Source organism: Sphingobacterium psychroaquaticum (assembly GCF_900177625.1).
GTDB classification, from domain to species: Bacteria; Bacteroidota; Bacteroidia; order Sphingobacteriales; family Sphingobacteriaceae; genus Sphingobacterium; species Sphingobacterium psychroaquaticum.
In genome coordinates this window covers 29,870-51,947 of record NZ_FXAU01000006.1, presented here as the reverse complement: position 1 = coordinate 51,947, position 22,078 = coordinate 29,870, and the positions used below count along the sequence as shown (strand labels likewise).

General features: G+C 42.3%; 15 protein-coding genes. 6 read left to right on the top strand and 9 right to left on the bottom strand.

Annotated features, from left to right (window positions below):
* Positions 1-13: 13 nt before the first annotated feature.
* From B9Y69_RS14785 to B9Y69_RS14775, 3 genes are all read left to right on the top strand, one after another.
* Positions 14-1,168 (top strand): acyl-CoA dehydrogenase family protein, encoded by a 1,155-nt coding sequence (locus tag B9Y69_RS14785; RefSeq protein WP_085473758.1) that lies wholly within the window; start codon positions 14-16, stop codon positions 1,166-1,168.
* A gap of 112 nt (positions 1,169-1,280) precedes the next feature.
* Positions 1,281-2,834 carry a fatty acid--CoA ligase gene (locus B9Y69_RS14780; protein ID WP_200811820.1) on the top strand — a complete coding sequence of 518 codons (1,554 nt, stop codon included), beginning with the start codon at positions 1,281-1,283 and terminating at the stop codon, positions 2,832-2,834.
* Positions 2,835-2,852: 18 nt separating this feature from the next.
* Positions 2,853-3,896 (top strand): CaiB/BaiF CoA transferase family protein, encoded by a 1,044-nt coding sequence (locus B9Y69_RS14775; RefSeq protein ID WP_085473757.1) that lies wholly within the window; start codon positions 2,853-2,855, stop codon positions 3,894-3,896.
* A gap of 67 nt (positions 3,897-3,963) precedes the next feature.
* On the opposite strand, the gene B9Y69_RS14770 is transcribed toward B9Y69_RS14775, so the two are convergent.
* The 3 genes from B9Y69_RS14770 to B9Y69_RS14760 all read right to left on the bottom strand — a co-directional run bounded on the left by B9Y69_RS14770 (position 3,964) and on the right by B9Y69_RS14760 (position 8,613).
* Entirely contained in the window at positions 3,964-4,902 is a 939-nt protein-coding gene (locus B9Y69_RS14770; RefSeq protein ID WP_085473756.1) for an aspartate carbamoyltransferase catalytic subunit, read from the bottom strand.
* A gap of 24 nt (positions 4,903-4,926) precedes the next feature.
* The gene (gene pyrR, locus B9Y69_RS14765; RefSeq protein WP_085473755.1) at positions 4,927-5,472 is read right to left on the bottom strand and encodes a bifunctional pyr operon transcriptional regulator/uracil phosphoribosyltransferase PyrR; all 546 of its coding nucleotides are present in this window, start codon (positions 5,470-5,472) and stop codon (positions 4,927-4,929) included.
* 111 nt (positions 5,473-5,583) lie between these two features.
* Positions 5,584-8,613 carry a DUF2723 domain-containing protein gene (locus tag B9Y69_RS14760; RefSeq protein ID WP_085473754.1) on the bottom strand — a complete coding sequence of 1,010 codons (3,030 nt, stop codon included), beginning with the start codon at positions 8,611-8,613 and terminating at the stop codon, positions 5,584-5,586.
* A gap of 632 nt (positions 8,614-9,245) precedes the next feature.
* Between B9Y69_RS14760 and B9Y69_RS14745 the strand changes: the two genes are divergently transcribed.
* The 3 genes from B9Y69_RS14745 (at position 9,246) to pth (ending at position 11,575) form a co-directional block, all read left to right on the top strand.
* Positions 9,246-10,202 (top strand): ribose-phosphate pyrophosphokinase, encoded by a 957-nt coding sequence (locus B9Y69_RS14745; protein ID WP_085473753.1) that lies wholly within the window; start codon positions 9,246-9,248, stop codon positions 10,200-10,202.
* A 122-nt stretch (positions 10,203-10,324) separates the two neighbouring features.
* Positions 10,325-10,921 (top strand): 50S ribosomal protein L25/general stress protein Ctc, encoded by a 597-nt coding sequence (locus tag B9Y69_RS14740; RefSeq protein WP_085473752.1) that lies wholly within the window; start codon positions 10,325-10,327, stop codon positions 10,919-10,921.
* 90 nt (positions 10,922-11,011) lie between these two features.
* Positions 11,012-11,575, top strand: coding sequence for an aminoacyl-tRNA hydrolase (pth, locus tag B9Y69_RS14735; RefSeq protein ID WP_085473751.1), 564 nt, complete (start codon positions 11,012-11,014; stop codon positions 11,573-11,575).
* A 33-nt stretch (positions 11,576-11,608) separates the two neighbouring features.
* Here the strand turns inward: pth and B9Y69_RS14730 are convergent, their stop codons facing one another.
* The 6 genes from B9Y69_RS14730 to B9Y69_RS14705 form a co-directional block, all read right to left on the bottom strand.
* Complete coding sequence (locus tag B9Y69_RS14730) at positions 11,609-12,730, bottom strand: TlpA family protein disulfide reductase (RefSeq protein ID WP_085473750.1); 1,122 nt, start codon at positions 12,728-12,730, stop codon at positions 11,609-11,611.
* 32 nt (positions 12,731-12,762) lie between these two features.
* Positions 12,763-14,202 (bottom strand): RagB/SusD family nutrient uptake outer membrane protein, encoded by a 1,440-nt coding sequence (locus tag B9Y69_RS14725; protein ID WP_085473749.1) that lies wholly within the window; start codon positions 14,200-14,202, stop codon positions 12,763-12,765.
* A 10-nt stretch (positions 14,203-14,212) separates the two neighbouring features.
* On the bottom strand, positions 14,213-17,842 hold the full coding sequence (locus B9Y69_RS14720) for a SusC/RagA family TonB-linked outer membrane protein (protein ID WP_085473748.1): 3,630 nt from the start codon (positions 17,840-17,842) through the stop codon (positions 14,213-14,215).
* Positions 17,843-17,862: 20 nt separating this feature from the next.
* Positions 17,863-19,071, bottom strand: coding sequence for a FecR family protein (locus B9Y69_RS14715; RefSeq protein ID WP_085473747.1), 1,209 nt, complete (start codon positions 19,069-19,071; stop codon positions 17,863-17,865).
* A gap of 97 nt (positions 19,072-19,168) precedes the next feature.
* On the bottom strand, positions 19,169-19,780 hold the full coding sequence (locus B9Y69_RS14710) for an RNA polymerase sigma factor (protein WP_085473746.1): 612 nt from the start codon (positions 19,778-19,780) through the stop codon (positions 19,169-19,171).
* A gap of 179 nt (positions 19,781-19,959) precedes the next feature.
* Positions 19,960-22,056 (bottom strand): S9 family peptidase, encoded by a 2,097-nt coding sequence (locus B9Y69_RS14705; protein ID WP_085473745.1) that lies wholly within the window; start codon positions 22,054-22,056, stop codon positions 19,960-19,962.
* Positions 22,057-22,078 lie beyond the last annotated feature (22 nt).

Genomic DNA, 22,078 nt, shown 5'->3' with positions numbered 1-22,078 from the left:
AAAAAAGCACAATATGAAATCACCTTATTTTAATGAAGATCATGAGATGTTCAGAGCATCGGTACAACAATTTGTAAAAAAAATAAAACCCCAATTTGAAACATGGGAGGAGAATCATCTTATTCCTAAAACGATCTGGGGCGAAATGGGCGAAATGGGTTATCTCGGTTTGATTTATCCGGAACAATACGGCGGGATGGCCGCAGATTTCTTTACTTCTGTGGTACTCATTGAGGAGATTGCTAAGGGTGGAAACACAGGTTTTGGTACCGCATTGGGCGTCCATGCTTATATGGCGACCAACCACATCAATCATATCGGATCGGAGGATTTAAAACAAAAATACTTAGTCCCCTCCATTAAAGGAGACCTCCTCGGGGCCATCGCCTTCACAGAGCCCAATGCAGGTTCAGATTTAAAAGGCATTAAGACCTATGCGGTACGCGATGGAGATGATTATGTTATCAATGGTTCAAAAACATACATCACAAACGGCTGTATGGCAGATTATTTTGTCACCTTATGTAAAAACGAAGAGGGAAAATTTGACCTTATTGTAATCGAAGGAGACGACAAGGATGGTCTCACGCGCAACAAACTCCATAAGTTAGGTCAATACTCCTCGGACACGGCAGAAATATTTTTTCAAGATGTCCGTGTACCAGCAACAAACCTGATCGGCGAAGCGGGTAAAGGTTTTTACTATGTTATGGAAAGCTTTCAACTAGAGCGGCTAACGGCAGCAATCTCCACCTGTGCTACAATAGAGTTTGCGTTGCAGATAACACTAGACTTCATGCATGAACGAGTAGCCTTTGGAAAAGGGCTCACTGAATTTCAAGCTTTACGCCATCGCATCGCCAATCATTACACAGAACTCGAAGCAACCAAACAGTTGGCATACCATACAGCATGGTTGTTTGAAAATGGCGTGTTTGCCGTGAAAGAAGCTTCCATGGCTAAACTTAAAGCAACAGAGTTAGCGAATTCCATCATTGCGGATTGCCTACAATTACATGGTGGTGCAGGATATATGGAAGATTATCTAATTGCTCGGCTATTCCGCGATGTTAAAGTCGGAACCATCTATGGGGGAACCTCCGAAATTATGCGGGATATCATCGCTAAAATGACAGTTGATGCTGTTCATTTCAAAAAAGTATATTAAAGAACAAGAACTATGAAAAAACTCAATGAAGCTGGTTTTATAGTCGCTGACAATGCCTATAAACATCAGTTATTAATCAAACAATTTTTAGAAAACTCCTTACGCATATCACCTGAAAAATGAAATTGTATATAAAGATAAATTCAGGTATAACTATTATGCATTCAATAAGCGGGTAAACCAACTAGCGAATCTCCTTTATACATTAGACTATAAAGGCAGTGCCACCATCGGTGTATTGGATTATGACAGCCACCGCTTTCTTGAATGTTATTTTGCCATTCCTTGTACAGGAAACGTGTTGCATACCGTAAACTGGAGACTGTCGCCTGAACAGATGATTTATACCATAAATCATGCTGAAGATAAGGTATTGATTGTACACGAAGATTTTCTACCCATTATAGAAAAGGCGATCGACCAACTACCAACCGTCGAAATAATAATCTTAATTAAAGAAGGCGATAAAATGCCGCATACCATGTTGGAGCTTGTAGGGGAATATGAAAACCTCATCAAGGACCAGTCGGATTCATTTGTATACCCTGATTTTTCGGAAGATACCATTGCCACCATTTTTTATACTTCCGGAACTACTGGCAACCCTAAAGGGGCTTACTTTTCACATCGCCAACTTGTATTACATGGTTTAATGGAATTATCTTACCTCGGCACATCAAATGCGATGTTCCGTCTAAATGCGGAAGATGTCTATATGCCTTTGACACCGATGTTCCATGTACACGCTTGGGGTATTCCGTACATAGCGACAGCATTAGGTCTGAAACAAGTATATGTTGGCAAATTCGATCCGGCAATGTTTATACAACTGTTCTTAACCGAACGGCCTACGATTTCTCATTCTGTACCTACAATTCTAAACATGATTTTATCACATCCAGCAACAACGGCAGTTGATTTTTCAGCTTGGAAAATATTAATCGGTGGATCGGCTTTGCCTGTACCATTGGCACGTATGGCCATGGATCGGGGAATTAAAATCGTTACTGGATATGGCTTATCGGAAACAGGCCCTTTGTTGACTGTCTCCAAGTTCAACAATACAGACATAACGCTTGATCAGGAAACTAAAGTCACGATGAGTACATTGACGGGGCGTCCCGTTTTCTTAACGGATATTAAACTGGTGGATGAAGCGGGCAACACCATACCCAAGGATGGGGAAACCGTGGGCGAAGTGGTTGCGCGAACGCCTGCCTTGACCTATGGATACTTCAAGGATAAAACCGCGAGTGAGGAGCTCTGGGTTGGAGGTTACTTACACACAGGAGACTTGGCTACATGGGATGAAAATGAAGATATCAAGATTGTTGATCGTCTAAAGGATGTGATCAAAACCGGAGGAGAATGGATTTCTTCCATCGATTTAGAATCATTAATTCTGGAACATCCACTCGTGACCGAAGTTGCTGTTATCGGTATCCCAGACACACAATGGGGTGAACGCCCTTTAGCGCTTATCGTAACATATGATGGGCAAGATCTCACTAAAGAAGAGGTTACAAAGCACTTGCATCAATATGTTGATGAGGAGCGGATAAACAAATGGGCCATTCCAGAACAAATACATATCGTAGCCGAAATTCCAAAAACTAGTGTTGGGAAGATAGATAAAAAACAAATTCGACAAACATACACACGGTGATGAAAGGAACGAAAAAATATGAAAAAAGCACTTGAAGGAATAAAAATCCTTGATTTATCGCGTCTGGTCCCAGGCCCATTCGCAACGAGGCAATTGATGCAAATGGGAGCCGAGGTTACCAAGGTAGAACATCCACAGAAACCGGAAATCATACGCATGATTCCTCCTTTCGAAAACGGTGTCTCGGCAGCCTATCGCATGATGAACGACGGAAAGGATATCCGCCAAATTGCGTATGACACGGCAATTGGAAAAGATATGGTCTATGAATTGGCTGCTGCTGCCGATGTACTGGTGGAGTCCTTCCGTCCGGGTGTTATGGCTGACCTTGGCTTTAGCTATGAAACCTTAAGGGAACTAAACCCGCAGCTTATCTATATTTCGGCAACGGGTTATGGACAGTCTGGCCCTTATGCACACCAGGCAGGGCATGACTTAAATTTCATGGCTTTAAGTGGCTTATTGCTATTAAATAAAATGCAGCATGAGATTACTATACCCACTTTCCAATTAGCAGACATCTATGGTGGAACGGATCAGATTGTACAGGCTGTTTTGGCGGGCATACTCGAACGCCAGAAGACGCAGACTGGTGCTTGGTACGATATCTCCATTACAGAAGCTACGTTGCCTATGGCGGCTTTAGCTGCTTCCGCGGCTTGGCATAAGACGGAGATAGCGACGGATATGTTGTCCGGAAACCTGCCGAACTATACCGTTTACAAATGCAGAGACAATAGGCACTTGGTCTTCGCAGGACTGGAAGCTAAGTTTTGGCGTATCTTCTGTGAACTCATTGATAAACCAGGCTGGGCTGTCATTGCGAGTACGGAGCTTGCTAATCGACCGGATATCAAAAATGAACTAACGGAATTTTTTAAGACGAAAACTAGAGCCGAATGGTTGTCTTTTTTTGAAGACTATGATATTTGTATTAGTCCGGTTCTGACGGTACAGGAAACATTAGAAGATCCACATTTTAAAGCACGTGGTATTTTTCAGTATGACAAAGACGCAAAAATTCCCGAAGGCTGGCACCTCGGGGTTCGTAAAATCAAGTAACAAAAAAAACGTCATTGCACTATACGAAGGTATTGCAATGACGTTTTTCGCATGGACTTGTTATCGATTATCCGCGCTGTCCCGCTAAGAGATAAAGTACGGCCATACGTACCGCCACACCATTCTCGACCTGGTTCAATATAATCGAGTGCTTGCTATCCGCCACATCCGATGTAATCTCCACACCACGATTGATCGGTCCCGGGTGCATTATGGTAATTTCCTTATCCAAGGAATCCAGAATCTCTTTGTTTAAACCATACAGCATAGAATACTCCCGTAAGGATGGGAAGTACGCAATATCTTGGCGTTCCAATTGAATACGCAACATATTCGCTACATCACACCAATTTAAAGCTTTCATGAGATCATGCTCCACCTTTACCCCCAACGAGGTTATATATTTTGGAATAAGCGTCGTCGGCCCGCATACCATAACCTCAGCGCCTTGTTTCTGTAAACAAAGTATATTGGATAGCGCTACGCGTGAATGCAAGATATCACCAATAATCGCTACTTTACGCCCCGCTACGTCACCGTATCGCTCCCGAATCGAGAACGAATCTAACAAAGCTTGCGTCGGGTGCTCATGTGCACCATCACCGGCATTAACGATCTGAGCATCGATATGACGACTTAAAAACACGCCTGCCCCTGCATAAGGGTGACGCATCACGATCATATCTACCTTCATCGCCAAAATATTATTCACCGTATCAATCAGCGTCTCTCCTTTGCTAACAGAAGAAGAAGATGCTGCAAAATTTACGATATCCGCAGAAAGCCTCTTTTCAGCCAGCTCAAAAGATAAGCGCGTGCGGGTTGAATTTTCAAAAAAAACATTGGCTATCGTGATATCCCGTAAAGAGGGAACCTTCTTAATAGGTCTGTTAAGAACCTCCTTAAAATTTGCTGCCGTATCTAAGATAAGTTGGATATCGTGCTCATTTAAGTCCTTAATTCCTAAAAGATGTCTCGTGCTTAACTGCTCGGTAGTTGTTGACATGTTATTTTTATATTTCTAGCGCTATTATTTAGTTTCTGTGACCAATACAATACTGTCCACTTGATCCACCTCTTCCCAACTGACAATCACACGTTGTGAGTCAATGGAGTCGACTTGTATCCCGATATAATCAGGCTCTATAGGCAGATGACGTGAAAAGCGACGATCTACCAATACCATAAGTTCCATTTTCCCGGGACGACCGAAAGCTTGTATTGCATCCATTGCTGAACGAATCGTGCGCCCTGTCCACAATACATCATCCACCAAAATAACTTCCTTATCGTCGACAAGAAAGTCAATCTCGGTACTATTCGCAGCTAACGGGGAAGTTCCCTTCATCCGGAAATCGTCCCGATAGAACGTAATATCCATGATTCCAAGTTGTACCGTATGCCCGGTCATCTCTTGGATTTCCTTTTGAATACGTTGTGCTAAGTAAGTACCTCTGGGTTGAATTCCGATTAATACGGCATTGGAAAAATCGCCATGGTTCTCGATCAATTGCTGACAAAGACGCTTGATCGTGATCTGAAACTTGGCTCCTTCTAATAAAATCGATTGTTTCATTATGGGGTTATTTTGGCAAAAATACGTTATTTTTTATCATTTTCAATGACTCTTCTGATGAAATAAACAATAACATAAAAAAAGGCAACCCGAGAGTTGCCTTTTTTTATGTTATTGTTCAGGTTGTTCAAAATAATGTCTATAGGTATTGAACAGTGCATCAGCCTCTTTCTTCAAAGCTGGTTGGTTCACCCCATCGAGCAATTGCTTGTAGCGTTGAATCGACGCTAACCCAAATCGCATATTTCGGAACTCTAAGTTAGACTTGGTCTTAGATATTGCTTCATAGTAAGCCATGTTCTCCCGGATAAACTGCAAATTCCGTCCCACAATTTCATTTGCTTTAGCAGTCTCTCCCACTTTATACATAGCATCTACCAACGGTACATAACTCATCACTTCGGACATCAAGTAAGCGCGTTTTGGCATATTCTCATAGGCGTTGATCACTAATTTCTTCGCTTTATCTTTTTCATCCGCCGAGATTAGCTGTCCTGCCGTTTGTCCGTAAATCGTACCGACATACATGCTGATGTAACGATATGAATCCGGATCGATATAAGATGCTTTACCGATGTTACCCCACGTAAACTTGTTCATGATGTTATCATACGTTTGATCCACATTGATAATAGCAGAAGGATCCCCTTCTTTCAAACCAAAATCAACAGGCATCAAGCGAGATGCAAAACCTTCGCTCACTAAGAAACGATCTAAGCCCATGTAGTTTTCTTCTGGCGTAGTCACTGTAAAGTATATCGGACGCTTCCAGTTATTATGCGCTATAATCGCTAACATAGACAACTCCGCACGGCTTACATAGTTCTGGCTATAGGTCCAACGCATCGTGTCTACAATAGCATCTTCCCACTCCTTAGGTACAACTTTATTCGCGATTACAGCTTGTTTATCCACCGCCAATTCCATTTTCTTCGTTGGCAATAGGTTTACAAATTCACCACTCTGTAGCTGCGCTTTATTTTGCGGATTATCCGAAAGCATGACATTCAACAAGTCTTTAACCTGTACATAATTCGGAATATTGTAATCCTGGTAATAGATAACGTCACGTACTCCATCCTTAATCAATTCGGGATTGATATTAATAGGAAGCGCGTCCGCATCGTTCACCTTTTCCATCATCTGCTTCATATACCAATCTGCACTAAGTAAACTCAAGTTCACTACACGTACATCCGTACGGAACCCTTCAACTTCTTGCACATACCATAACGGATAGGTATCATTATCTCCGTAACTGAACAAAATCGCATTTGGTGCACACGATTCCAAGTAGTTACGCGCCATATCACGAGCTAACGTTTTTTCCGAACGATTGTGGTCATCGTAATTGTTAGCAATCAAGATCACTGGACCGCCCAACATACCTACCACTGCTGCGGTGTATCCAGCGACTTTAGCATTCACTTTCTTGGTCAGGAAATCAGCAATTGCCAATACGCCCAATCCAATCCATATACTAAAGGCATAAAATGAACCTGCATAGGCATAATCCCGTTCACGAGGCTGCATTGGCGTTTGATTCAAGTAAAGTACAATGGCTAAACCTGTAAAGAAAAACAATAAACCAACGACACCCGCATCACGTTGCTTACGACCAAAGTGCCAGAATGCGCCTAACAGGCCGATAATCAACGGCAAGAAATAGTATGTATTACGAGAAGGATCCGTTTTAGCAGATGTTGGCAATGCATTTTGCCCCCCCAACATAGCGTTATCTATTGGTGTGATACCACTGATCCAGTTTCCTTCAGTAAAAGAACCATGCCCTTGCTGATCGTTTTGTCTTCCCACAAAATTCCACAAGAAATAACGACCATACATATGACCTATTTGGTATCCGAAGAAGAATTTCAAGTTATCCGCAAAAGTAGGCGCTTCCTCTGGGCCTAAGCCTAAGTAATCACGGTAATATTCAGGATGCCCCCCTTTTTCACTGTAGATACGTGGGAATAAAGTCTCTCTGTCATAGGAATAAACAGGATTACGTTTTGCCACCACATATTTATCTCCATCCTTTCTATAGATCTTTTTCCCGTCTTTTACATCCGTCGGACGGGCGTCAAAAAACTTACCCTTGAACAAAGGCTCGTCTCCATACTGCTCTCTATTGAGGTAACTCAAAAAACTAAATACGTTATCTGGATCACTGTTATTCAAGGTTGGGTTCGCTTTCGCACGAATCATAATCATAGCGAAAGAACTGTATCCCAACAAGATGAAACAGGTACTGATTAGTGCGATATTAAGGAGCGGTTTAGATCTTTTGATGGAATAAATAATACCGTAAACCAAACCTCCAACGAGTAACAATGCAAAAACGGCAACACCGATTCCGAATCCCATCCCTAAAGAGTTAACAAAGAACAAATCGAAATAAGCTGCAATTTTAATCGAATACTGGATAACTCCCCATAGAATAAAGGCCAACACGACAACCCCTAATCCTAGAGCTTTCAGAATACCACTTGTTGTACTTTCTTTTGTTTTACGAAAATAAATCACTAACGCAATCGCTGGGATCACCAATAAATTCAATAAGTGAACCCCAATGGATAGACCCATTACATAGGCAATCAATATCAACCATCGGTCTGCTCCTTTTTCATCTGCTCGAACTTCCCATTTCAGAATAGCCCAAAACACGACTGCTGTACACAGCGAAGACATCGCGTACACTTCGGCCTCAACAGCGGAGAACCAAAAAGTGTCTGTAAAAGCATACGCTAAGGCACCTACTGCCCCTGCAGACATAGTTAAAAACAGTTGCGGAGCGCTGAGCTGCGCTTCTCTGGAAATTCCGACAAAAGCCTTACGAGCTAAAGCAGTAATCGTCCAAAAGAGAAACAAGATGGTTAGACCACTTGATACGGCCGAACCGATATTCATCCAAAACGCAATACGAGTACCATCTCCCATTGCAAAGTTAGAGAACACATTTTCTACCATTAAAAATAGTGGTGCGCCTGGTTGGTGAACGATCTGCATCTTAAACGCAGAAGCAATAAATTCACCACAGTCCCACCAGCTAGCCGTACGCTCAACGGTCGCAACATAAACAATAGTCGCAATCGCCGCACAAATCCACCCCAGTAGATTGTTAATCTTATTGTAATTCATTCGTGTTTTGATAAGGTTATCCTATATATTATGGCTCGAAAATAAGGAATACTAAGCGACAATGAAACTTTATTTGCACATTTTAACGAAAGAACCGACCGAAGGTTGGGCGTTTAGGACGCTCACAGGAAGTGTCGGAACAGTCCTAACAAAAAATATCCGCTTGAAAATCAGCTCAGATAGACTGCAAAGTGAAAAAAGTTTTGGAACTAATAAAAACAGCCGTATATTTGCATCGTCAAAACAAACAAACAATGTTTCTTCTGACAACGATTGTCCCATAGTATAAGGGTAGTACAAGTGATTTTGGTTCATTTAGTCTTGGTTCGAATCCAGGTGGGACAACAAAAAGAGAGTAGCAAAACTACTCTCTTTTTTCGTTTTTAAATCCCTCGTTATTATAAACTTACACACGAAAAAACTATTTTGTTTTCACAAACATTTGGCTAACTTTGCCCCTAATAATTAAAGACGCGCGCTTTAGTGAAGTTTTGTCCCATAGTATAAGGGTAGTACAAGTGATTTTGGTTCATTTAGTCTTGGTTCGAATCCAGGTGGGACAACTTTCTCCGAAGTTTGAGGTGATAATAACGTGAAAGTATTCAGTTAATCCAACATAAAAATTACGCACAATGCCTTTGCAATTTAACACGGTAAAGCTGTTCGCCGGTTCTGGAACAGAAGAGTTAGCAGGAAAAATAGCTAAGTCCTATGGCAAACCTCTTGGCGACAAAACTTTATCCAAGTTTAGTGATGGAGAAATCCAGCCGTTCTACAACGAATCAGTACGCGGGAGCGATGTTTTCTTAATCCAATCCACCAACCAACCATCCGACAATCTTCTCGAATTACTATTGATGATTGATGCTGCGAAGCGTGCTTCTGCGCATTACATTACCGTAGTTGTTCCTTATTTTGGCTACGCTCGCCAAGATAGGAAAGATAAACCGCGTGTGGCTATCGGTGCTAAACTGATCGCGAACTTGATTATGGCTGCCGGTGCGCACCGTATCATGACAATGGATTTACATGCCGCACAAATTCAAGGATTTTTTGACATCCCTGTAGATCACCTTGATGGTTCCATCATCTTCGTCCCTTACATCAAGTCATTAAACCTACCGAACTTGACGATCGCTTCTCCGGATATGGGTGGTTCATACCGTGCTCGTACTTTCGCGAAGTTCTTCAACGCAGAGGTTATTATTTGTGATAAACGCCGTAAACGCGCAAACGAAATTGAGTCGATGTCTATCATTGGAGATGTGAAAGGTCAAGATATCGTGTTAATCGATGATATCTGTGATACAGCAGGAACGTTATCCAAAGCTGCAGCATTAATCATGGAAAATGGCGCTAACTCGGTACGTGCCGTATGTACACATGCTGTACTATCAGGTAAAGCATACGAGACAATCGAAAACTCGGTACTAACGGAGATGATTGTAACGGATACGATTCAGTTGGATCCAGAAAAAGCCGCTGCTTCAACAAAAATCAAAGTATTGTCAACAGCGGAATTATTTGCTAGCGCAATTAAAAACATCAATGAGCATAGCTCGATCTCGGACTTATTCGATATCAAATAAAAAAGCTATCAAAACATAAAACACAAAAAAGAGCCTTAATTAAGGCTCTTTTTTTATGTTAAAATTTCCAATATCAAAAACTTAACATTATCTTTGCACCTCAAAATTTTAATTAATTAAAGATGAAATCAATTGCTATTAGCGGTTCTGTTAGACAGAGCGTAGGGAAAAGAGATGCAAAAGAATTGCGTTACGAAGGAAACATTCCTGCAGTTCTTTATGGTGGTAAAGAGCAAACCCACTTTTCTGTATCCGCAGCTGATTTGAAACCAGTTCTTTATACGGCTGATGTTATATTCGTAGAATTAGACATCGATGGTAAAAAAACAAGAGCTATCGTTCAAGAAGCACAATTCCACCCATTGACAGACGTAGTTACTCACGTTGACTTTTTAGAGTTATTTGATGACAAGGAAGTTTCTGTAAACATCCCTGTTAAATTGACAGGTACTTCTCCAGGTGTTAAAATGGGGGGTAAACTAGTTCAGAAATTACGTAAACTTCGTGTTAAAGCTCTTCCAAACAACCTTCCTCAAGAGATTGCTGTTCCTATGGAGTCTTTAGAAGTTGGTAAATCTTTCCGCGTAGCACAAGTAGCTTTAGAGAATGCCGCAGTTCTTAACAACTCGGACGATACAATCGTATCTGTAATCATGTCTCGTGCTTTACGTCAAGCAGAGCAAGAAGCAGCGAAAGCAGCTAAAGGTGGTAAAAAATAATTTGATACCCCACAGTATCTTTAAAGGCACCGATATATCGGTGCCTTTTTTCGTTTTTTATAATTACATTTTACTTCTTATTTTTGCGCCATGAATTATTTAATTGTTGGACTAGGGAACATCGGGAAAGAATACGAAGACACACGCCATAATATTGGCTTTATGGTGGTCGATGAAGTCGCAAACCAAGTAGGAAGCTCATGGTCTCTTCTAAAACTAGCCTATTATAGCGAGTTTAAACAACGCGGAAGGAATGTTTACATGATAAAGCCTACCACGTTTATGAACTTAAGTGGGAAGGCTGTAAACTACTGGATGCAGCAATTAAAAGTTCCTATCGAAAATGTACTCGTTGTCGTTGACGACCTGGCAATCCCGTTTGGTTCCTTACGCATTAAGCCTAAAGGCTCTGCCGCTGGCCATAACGGACTTCGGTCGATTGAGGCAACATGTGGAGGACAGAACTATCCACGTCTTCGTTTTGGCATTGGCGATAATTATCCCAAAGGCAGACAGGTAGACTACGTATTGGGACCTTTCGATAAAGATGAACAGAAAGAGTTACCAGCACTCGTAGACCATGCCGTAAAGATGATTCAAAGTTTCATCAATATCGGCATTGAACTTACGATGACCAACTTGAATACAAAATAGTAGGGTCTCCCCTACTATTGTTTCACTTGTACTTTATTTTTCGACTTTAGCCATAATTTCGCGTATTGTTTCAGCAATGCGCTCGCCCCGCAGATCTTTACCGACAATAATACCATTGGGATCCAGCAGCACATTCTGCGGAATCGCATTTATCCCGTAACGGAAAGCTATTCCCCCTTTTTTCATACCGACCAAATCACTGACATGAATCCAAGGTAGACCATCCTCTTTTATAGCATTTTTCCACTCTTCCTTATTGGTATCTAAGGAGATAGCATAGATTTCAAACTTATCGCGTGGCAATTCCTCATAAGCGGCTATTAGATTAGGGTTCTCCCCGCGACAAGGGCCGCACCAGGAAGCCCAGAAATCCACCAACACATATTTACCTCGCAGGGTTTTCAGGTCGATTTCCTTATCTGATACACTTTTTAAGGCAACACTATCCATCTTGACACCGCGGTCTAACTTGCGACGCGCCAGCAATCGGCGATATACCTCTTCCCCTTCTTTCGAATGCTTTAATCGGTCATCCAACCCTTCCCATACCCGTAGAAGGCTTTGCGCATCATCAGACAGATGACTTTGTCGGCTCAATATGTCCAACGAAGCATACGAGCGCGGGTGCGCCGCAATAAAAGCATTTTCTAAACCCGGAATCTGCTCTCGGTGCGGCGCAAACTCATCCAAAGCCACGTTTACCTGCGCTCGATCTTCTAAATCATATTTAGGCATGATTGTGGTCTGCCATATATGCTTGATGCTGTCAATTTTTTCCTGTAGCGTTTCAAACTCTGCTTGTGTTGCTCCCGCATACACATAAATCCCCACACCATCGCTCTTCGGCGATACCATAACTTTCTCTTGATCTACATAAAACGTACTGATTACGTCCGGAAAATCATTATCAGGATCACTGATATCCAACACCATCACTTTAACAGGTAATTCGGCCGCCCCTTGGTAGTAAATCTTACCACCTACGGTCGCTACCGTATCATAAACCTGTCGTTGCAACCCATCGTACCCAATGAGCACTTGACGGATACTGATCGGAACTGTCCCCTCCATCAGAAAGGCCTTTTGTGCGACCACCGTAGAGCAGCACATAACTACTGCCATAAGGAGCAGCATAATCTTTTTCTGTACATTCATGATTTCCTCTTTTTATTTCATTTTTTAAATTCTTATGGATTATTCACCATCCCCGGATTCTGACGCATCAATTTCTCCGTAAACCGCAACACCAACCGTTCAGGTTTTAATTCATACGTTTGCATCACCTCCCCATCATCATTTACGACATTATGCGTATATCCAACCGTGTGTTTAAACTCTTCATCCACCGATAATCGACGCATGTCAAACCAACGATCTCCTTGCAAAGCAAACTCTCGTATCCTTTCTTCCAGTATATAGGTTATCAAGGCTATGCGATTATTTGTTATAACAGGGGCAATCGCTTCATGCCCCGGTGGTAGGCGATGTTTCCGGAAATGGACCAAATCTTCCGTCGCCCCCAGCAGATCGTTTAACCTTGCTTTTGTTTCGGCTTGTAGTAAATACAGGTCAGAAACCATCATTCCCATTTGTGCCACTCCCGGCCCAACTCTTCGCAGCATTCCATTAGGATATTCATCCGGAGACCACAGCGGCCCCTTGTCATAAAAATTTAAACGAAAGTCTACCGAATCATACAAGGCTACTGTAGCTTCGGAGATCACCAACTCATACCGCCCAAACGTCCAATCATTGGCTGCTTGCTTAGAAAATATATTTTCATGTACATTGATCGTCGTTGGATACGGCGGACCAAACATTCCTCCACCATCCATTGACCCGCCTGGCGCAAACGTCTCATTGTAATCATAGAGCGCGGCAGGAATTGTTGCCTGCGATAGTCCATGGATAGCCGACTGTAGCAAGGGTAGTGCATCTTGATAACGTCCCATATACATGTAGACTTTACCCAGCAGTCCCTCCGCAAAAGATCTAGACGGTCGGACCCGATCATTAATTTCTGGCATAAGATCTGGAATAGCCTCGAGGAGATCTTGTACGATAAACTCATATACCTCCTTCACACTATTTCGTTCAAACGTATCTTCCATCACATTGGCCACCCGTACAATAGGAAAACCGGGATTGTTTGCAGCCGTCGCTTCCGCATAAGGGAGCCCGTAATAATTGATCATGAGAAAATACGTCCAGGCGCGTCCAGCTTTAGCCTGTGCCATAATCCACCTCTTCTCGCTATCAGACCCTCCAGTTGCCTCCATCACCTCATTAATAACTTTATTATAGAGGTAAATATTAGCCATGGGTTCATTCATCTCGACCGCATCAATATCCTGATCATAAATCACAGGATCCCATCTAAACAAACGTTGGGTACGAAGCGCTGCATTCCGAAAATAGGTCTCTATAGCCGTCAGTTCATCCCCCATTGGAATCTGGGCATCTGTGTTTATTACAATAAGTTTTCTATTGGTGAGTAAACGGCTATAGTCTTCTACGGTTGTAGCAATCAATCTACCCTTTGGAGTAACTTCTAAGAAATCTTCTTTACATCCCCATACAGCGAAGATCAAGAGGATAATAGTATGCTTTATATTTAGTTTAAACATGGTTCTTTATTTAAAAACTGACATTTAAGCCCAAGCTGATGTTGCCGGGTCTAAAAAAATAATTACTAGAGGTGAATAGACTTGACGGCACGCGCATACCTGTAAATGCATCATGAAATTCAGGGTCAATACCGTCAGAATTGGCACGCCACAACATGATATTAGATACTTGCAATTTAAAAGACGCAGCTTCCACGCGAAGCCTTTCTCTGATTACCTGTGGCAAATTATAGGTTAACGTAATATCTCGAAATTTAATAAATGAAGCCTTCAATACATTGATATCACCTCGATCATAATAGTCCATCTCTCGCTGTTCTATGGCCTGCATCCCACCAACTACGTATCCTGGGATATTCGTATGAAGCTCATCACCGGCCGTTCTCCAGCGATTTAAAAACCGAGGATTAAAGTTCCCCGATGTAAATTGAGATCCGCCCATATAATAGTAACTATAATCCACATCGCGTCGCATCACATGCCCTAGATTGTAAACGATATTAGCGGACAAACCAAAATCCTTATAGTAAAAAGAGTTTGTCAGACCTCCACTCCATATAGGCTGATATGTTCCAGCATAGCGTATATCCCCCATCTCGGCAACATTTCTATTTTTTGTTACCGTTCCATCCTGCAAGCGTACTTGTGGATCGCCTAGATTATCCAACCCAGCGAACTCATACGCAAATACGGAGAACGCTGAATATCCTGTAAAATAACGGGATCCAACCTTCTGCGCTGCCGTTGTCATTTGAGTCGGATTGTTTAACTGCGTGATTTTATTTTTGTTGTAAGCGAATACAAAGTTTGTATTCCATCTAAAGTCGGTCTTCCGAATATTTCGACTCATCAAACTCAGCTCTATACCTTGGTTTGTCATGCTCCCGAAATTTCCAACAATAGTATTGTAACCCGTAAAACCATTCACCGTATATTGTCCCAACAAATCGTCTGTATTTCTTTTATAATAATCAAGTGCACCCGTTAATCGACGGTCAAGAATACCAAAATCAATCCCCACATTAATATTCTCCGTACGTTCCCAGACAAGTTTTGGATTAGCAGCTGTCGCGATCTGTAGCCCTCTACCATCTGGTATAAACGGACTCCGGTCTGCTGAAAGGACATCATAGGAAGAGGCGGTTCCTGGTGTTGGTGCGTTTCCGGTAATACCGTAAGTGACCCGCAAAGCAAGGTCGTTCACCCAACTTACAGGCTGTAGAAACGCCTCACTCGAAGCATCCCATTTTACACCAACACTCCAAGTCGGTTTATTCTGTGACGATTTATCCATACCAAAGAGATTACTCTTATCAATACGCCAACTAGCATTCAGATCGTATCGTTGTAAAAAGGAATAGCCTATATTCGCAAAGTATGACTGAAATCGTACTTCAGTTTCCGTCTTTTGAAAAGGCTGTGTCAGTAAATAACTTTGCCATAAACTGTTTGGCATAATAACCCCCGGAAGTCCATTAACGCGTAAACCGTACTCATCAATAGGTTGATAGGTCTGTAAATTTTCATTATATCCCCGGACTAAGGTTTGTGTATTCGTTCCAAACTGACGTTGCGCTTCATGCCCGAATAGCGCCGTCAATAAATGCCTTCCCTCATCCCATCCTTTATCGTAACTTAGGTGATGACGAACCGTCCAATTTTCTTGCATCGTATTTCCTGTACGATAGCGACCTCCTTGCGTAGGAAGATGGTAGACCGGCTGCCCATTGGCATCCAGCGTCGTGAACTGCACAATCTCACTGCGCACTAAATAACTATTCTCCTCGTCAAAGCTCTCTAGTTTATTGTTGCTACGGATATAACCGTATGTACCTTCGGCGCGTAGCCCCTCAAGGATCCGAACGCTCAAGCCACCGGTAAACCGATTTGACATCCCATTGCTTTTAGTATATCCATAATCACGTTCGAGTAAGGGGACAAAATCTAAATTTATCTGGGAGAGATCTTCCATCTCCCGTCGTACCTCTTCACTTAAATAACCGACATAGGGAACAGAAAGCGGATTTCTTTGTTCGTCCTGAAACATTTGATACGGGTAAAATCTATTATCTACAATCTGACTTCGCTTTACGGCACGATCATGTCGGGTAACATCAGTTATCAAATAGGCTGACAACCAGTTATTGAAATTCATATCTTGCCGGATATTTATCTTAAATCCTTGATCCTTTTCACCAGGCAATGGCGTCTTATTATCGTTGTAGGACATCGAACTATAAAATGCGTATTTAGAACCACCTCCAGATAAAGAAAGTGTGTGGTTCATTAAATAAGCGTTACGATAAAATAAATCACGAATTTGATTTCGATTATTCATGCCGCCCAAGCTATCCAGCAAGTGATTCCCAAACGTTTCTGACATCACTCCCCGGTCCATATCATATAGGATTTGTTGGTGCAATGGTATGCCTTGTCCGGCTAAATTTGTATAAGCAGACTCTGCTTCATACGGAAACCCTAAGGGATCAAAAATCTCACGTGCGGTTTGTATAAACTGCCGACTGTTCATTGTTGGAATATATTTCAAATCGGGTTTTCCAAAAACATTCATGAAACTACTATAGTTGAGTTTTATTTTCTCGTCTCTTTTACCGCGCTTGGTACTGATCACGATGACACCATTTGCGGCTCGTGCTCCCCAAATAGAAGATGCTGTCGCATCTTTCAACACCGAAATATCGGCCACATCATTAGGGTTGATGGAAGCGATGTCATCGATGGGGATACCATCCACCACATACAATGGATCTCGGCTCGTTCCTGCTCCATCTATACCTAAGGTAGATAGTCCACGGATAGAGAAGGTTTGTCCCGACCCTGGCGCATTATTAATCGTTAGTCCGGGAATCAAACCATCCAATCGTTGTAAGATATTTAATGTTCCTGTACGATCGGCAAATACCTCATCGGCAGGCTTGGCAAAAGATCCAGCGCTACGCTCCTTACTAATAGTTTGATATCCTGTATTCACCAATACCACTTCCTCAATCTGTTCTACCAACGCTTCGAGTGCAACGCGAATCATTTTATTTTCCTCCACAATCACACGCTGCGCGCGATGTCCGATATAAGTAAAGACCAATGCATCCCCTTGCTCAGCGGCCAACGTAAATTTACCTGCTGCATCGGCCAATACCGCTCGGCCTGACTTTTCATTGAATACACTTGCACCAGCCAGTGCATGACCGTGCGTATCTAACACGACTCCATGTACAAGCTCCTGCATGGCTGAAGTGCGTGTCGCCGTAACAGGAGGGCGTCCGTCTTTAATAGTTGCAATCTGTCCATGCAGTTCGTATTTCAGATTTTTTGTTCCCAGCACCGAGGACATGGCCTGGTCAAATGTTGCTCCATTCAACGCGACGCTTACGGTGCCAGCTCGAGCAACAAGCTGTTGCTCATAAATAAAATCATAACCTGTTTGCTTCTTTAGCTGATTCAAAAACTCGCCTAAGGGAACATTGGTTAGTTTGATATTAACATTTTGTCCATGCACCGTACTATACATGAGGCCGGTACCGAGAAAGAAAAACACCAGTACACAGGTATATCTAATAAAGAAACGACACAACAACAAACGACTGGTCAGTCGCCGTTTACACGCTTGAAAATACTTCATAATTTATATGGTTTTAAAAGTTACTTGGCGTAGATTTTAACGAATCTATCTTTATAGCTAAGCTGTACCGCCCCCGTTGCGGCTAGTGCCTTCAAAACAGTGTACAAGTCTTGATTGCGGCTTACACTACCACCAATTTTTATTGTTTTACATTCATCATTACTAAAGGAGTATTCGATATTATACCAACGCTGTATCTGTTGCATTACATCTTCCAATGAATGGTTACTAAATACAAAATCATTATTTGTCCAGCCTAATACATCGCCATCATCAAATGAGGCGATGGAGATCCGTCTACCATTATTAGCGCTTTGCTTTCCAGGTTGTAAAGGATAGCGCCCTGTTGGAGTTACCACGTCCACCAGTCCCTCCAGCAACGCCGTTTTAGTATTTTTTTCACCACGATAAGCCTTGACATTAAATCGTGTACCATGCACTTCAACAAGCTGTTTATCCGTTACAACGGTAAACTTTTCCAATTCACCTGCCCCGGCACGACGTCGTTTTGACACCTCAAAGAACGCTTCTCCTTCGAGCAAGACGCTCCTGTTACCAGCAGAAAAGTTGGTATTATAAACCAACCGGGACTCCGCATTGAGAGTGACCGCAGAACCGTCTGGCAATTTCATTTTCAAGAGAGCCCCTCGCGGCGCGACAAATTCCACTTCAACCCCTTGTTTTATCGGTAGACTGTTTTGTTTATTGGCCAACAGATTCCCATTAGCGTCGAAAAACACTTCCTCCCCTTGACCAAATGTGTGAAGCACTTCGCCTCCAACAATACGCATATAAGCATGCGTCTCCGGCGCAACAACATCAATAGCTTCATCGATCGATAAGACATCTGCCTTCTCTTCAAGAGCAAGGAAGTCACCACCACCGATAGGTCTAAACAAAAAAAGATACGCCGTGAGCCCTAAGGCAAAACTAACAAGTGCTATGGTAGCTACTTTTAACCAGGGTCGAAGATGAAACTTGTTTTCAGGCACATAGGTAAAACCTGCGATATACTGATCCAACTTCCGAACAACACGCTCTGCGGCAATCATGTTATCGGCCTCTTGTAGCCCCACACATTCCTGATCAAGAATCTTACTGACTCTATCCGCTACAATAGAAGCATCACCCTCCAAAAAATACTGTTGTAAAAAAAGAACATCCTCAGTATTGTATTGGTTGGCGAGATATCGTTTCAATACACGATCAAACTTATTCACATCTTTCACGGCGTACCATTTAATACTAAATACGTCGTGAAAAAAAAATCCAGTGGTTCAGAAATGAAAAAAGTTTATGCTTTTAACTTATAAGGAAGAAACGGTGTTAAAATCCACCAAAAACGCGGTATTGCATATACAACACAAGCAGTAAAAATGTTCGCTTGTTCGACAGTTTGCGAAAGAAAGCATACGCTTTCTTGATATGGTCATTCACGGTATCGATAGAGATATTACGTTCGGTTGCAATCTCCTGATAACTTTTACCTTCCAACTTTGCAGCCACAAAGATCTCTCTCCGCTTGGGTGGCAGCTGCGCAATCAACCCTTGAAGCAGCTCTTGTTCCTCCTTGCGAAATAAATCCTCCTCAACATGTACGTAGTTTTCCGTCGCAAAAGACGTCAGTGCCGAAAAAAGAGTTTTATCCCGCGAAGATCTTCGGAATGTATCGATAATTAAGTTTTTAGAAATCCGAAAAAGATAATTTTGCAGCGGTTTATCTATATCAATCCGATGGCGCTCTGTCCACATTTTAGTAAATAACTCCTGCAAAATATCCTGTGCCAGATCTTCAGACTTCACTAACCGCAGGACATTAGCTGTTAATTTTTCTTTATGGAGATCATAGAGCACCCGAAATGCGTCCGAATCTCCGTTTTTTAAACGCTGCAGTAATTCACGATCACGATGTATGGTTAAATGAATGGTTTTTTCCACGTATCTCTACAAGCTTACATCTAGTTAATAAAGCTTTATCCACAACTCTTTCAGAGTCCGCCTTTCCACAATATACAAAAAAGCTTTTAAAAATCAACGCGTTACAACGTCACATTAATCAAACAAAAAGGCCCACCATTAAATAAATGACGGGCCTTTTCTAAGCATCCATGGCTAAACTATAACGTTTCTTTTAACCAGCCAAAGAATTCACGTTGCCACACCTGCGCGTTGTGTCCCGACAAAACCCAGTGGTTCTCATCTGGCATATACACCAACCGACTTTTAATATTTTTGAGCTGTGCCGCCTGAAAAGCTTCCAAGCCCTGTCCGATAGGCACCCGATAATCTTTTCCACCTTGCATAATCATAATTGGTGTATTCCATTTATCAACATGCTTGATCGGATTAAATTCGTTGTATGTCTTCGCATTTGCTTTATCCCAATATGGTCCACCAAGATCGTGATTCGCAAAAAACAATTCCTCCGTCGTTCCGTACCACGAAGTCATATCGAACAAACCACAGTGAGAGATGAAAGTCTTAAAGCGGTTTTCATGCACACCCGCCAGCATAAACACGGAATAACCACCATAACTAGCACCAATAGCGCCTACACGCGATTTATCAACGTAAGACTCCTTCGAAAAGTCATCAATAGCAGACAAGTAATCGCGAATCGCCTGCCCTCCCCAATCTTTCGAGATATCTTCATTCCATTTTGTTCCCCACCCCGGCATACCTCTTCTGTTCGGCAAAATTACAATATAGCCCTGTGAAGCCATCAATTGGAAATTCCAACGAAACGAATAACCTAGCGTTGTTGCAGATTGAGGTCCACCTTGACAAAACAAAAGCGTTGGATACTTCTTCGTCGGATCAAAGTCCGGTGGGTAAATAACCCATGAAAATAAATCTTGACCATCGGATGCTTTCGTGTAGCGACCTTCTACCTTTGTCTCTGCCAGGCTGTTGTATATCTTATCGTTTACCGTTGTAATAGCGGTACGGGTATTCTTTTTCAAGTCATACAAATACAACTCCGTAGCTCGCGTCATGGTTGTTGAGGTCACCACAAGTCCACCATTCGTCTCGCCTACAATACCACTAATATCAAATTGTCCCTCACTAATTTGTCTTAATTTCGGCAAGGCCCTGTTCTTAAAGTTGACCGGTACCTCCACCTCGAAAAGCTGAACCGTACCTTTTACAGGTGCCGTGAAGTATAATCTTCTATTATCCTTGCTCCAAATAAAACTATTTACAGTTCCATCCCAATGTCCTGTAAGATTTAAGCGTTGTGAGCTAACTTTATCAAAGACAACGATATCTACTTTATCCGCTTCATATCCATCCGTCTTCATACTCAACCAGGAAAGTCGTTGCCCATCGGGGCTGTATGTCGGCGCTGTATCATACCCGTTCATACCCTCCGTCAAGTTGGTGGTGGTACCATTGGCCAGGTCATAGCGATAGATATCCGTATTGGTACTTTGCGCATACTCTTTTCCCACTTTCTTCTTACAAACATACAGTACCGCCTTACTGTCAGGAGACCATGCAAAGTCATCCGCTCCGCCAAACGGCGCTTGTGGACTATAGAACGGCTTATCTTTCAATATATCGAGCGGTTCACCAATTGTACCATTTTCATAACTTGCGACAAAAGGATGGCTAAACCGTCCATCATTAAAAGAATCCCAATGGCGATAGTCCAGATCATCATATATATAAACATTGGACTTCGTTAAATCGCTATACTTATCAACACTATGATTCTTTTGAATCAGTACACTTCGACTGAATAAGATGTGTTTTTTATCTGGCGATAACTTCACATTTTCTAATCCTCCCTCCATATTGGTAAGCTGTCTAGCCGTTCCTCCCTGCAAGGGCTTTTGCCAAAGCTGTCCTTTATACAGATAGATAACTTGTCCGTCGTTGGTTATTTCCACAACCGACTCTCCCCCTTGACCTTCCGTAAACTGCACCGCAGCGCCCCCCGCTACCGGAGCTACAAAGAGGTTCTTTTCGGATTTGTTTTCACCAAAGCTATATTGCGAAACACCATATACAACATACTTACCATCAGCCGATAACCCTTCAGCGGAGACACGACCTATTTCCCACAACTTTTCTGGTGTCATCAAATCTTTGCCTAGATGCTGCATTTTATCTGTTATCAATGATTTATCAATTTTTTTCTCAGGAGCTCGTTGTGCAAATGTGGTCGACGCCAACAAAATAGCAACTGCCAGAACAGAAACCTTATTCATATATTATACGCTTTTTTTCACC

Bases quoted from the DNA above. Each gene is read 5' to 3' on its own strand.
- B9Y69_RS14785 (WP_085473758.1), top strand. From the start codon at position 14: ATGAAATCACCTTATTTTAATGAAGATCATGAGATGTTCAGAGCATCG.
- B9Y69_RS14775 (WP_085473757.1), top strand. From the start codon at position 2,853: ATGAAAAAAGCACTTGAAGGAATAAAAATCCTTGATTTATCGCGTCTG.
- B9Y69_RS14770 (WP_085473756.1), bottom strand. From the start codon at position 4,902: ATGTCAACAACTACCGAGCAGTTAAGCACGAGACATCTTTTAGGAATT.
- pyrR (WP_085473755.1), bottom strand. From the start codon at position 5,472: ATGAAACAATCGATTTTATTAGAAGGAGCCAAGTTTCAGATCACGATC.
- B9Y69_RS14760 (WP_085473754.1), bottom strand. From the start codon at position 8,613: ATGAATTACAATAAGATTAACAATCTACTGGGGTGGATTTGTGCGGCG.
- B9Y69_RS14745 (WP_085473753.1), top strand. From the start codon at position 9,246: ATGCCTTTGCAATTTAACACGGTAAAGCTGTTCGCCGGTTCTGGAACA.
- B9Y69_RS14740 (WP_085473752.1), top strand. From the start codon at position 10,325: ATGAAATCAATTGCTATTAGCGGTTCTGTTAGACAGAGCGTAGGGAAA.
- pth (WP_085473751.1), top strand. From the start codon at position 11,012: ATGAATTATTTAATTGTTGGACTAGGGAACATCGGGAAAGAATACGAA.
- B9Y69_RS14730 (WP_085473750.1), bottom strand. From the start codon at position 12,730: ATGAATGTACAGAAAAAGATTATGCTGCTCCTTATGGCAGTAGTTATG.
- B9Y69_RS14725 (WP_085473749.1), bottom strand. From the start codon at position 14,202: ATGTTTAAACTAAATATAAAGCATACTATTATCCTCTTGATCTTCGCT.
- B9Y69_RS14720 (WP_085473748.1), bottom strand. From the start codon at position 17,842: ATGAAGTATTTTCAAGCGTGTAAACGGCGACTGACCAGTCGTTTGTTG.
- B9Y69_RS14705 (WP_085473745.1), bottom strand. From the start codon at position 22,056: ATGAATAAGGTTTCTGTTCTGGCAGTTGCTATTTTGTTGGCGTCGACC.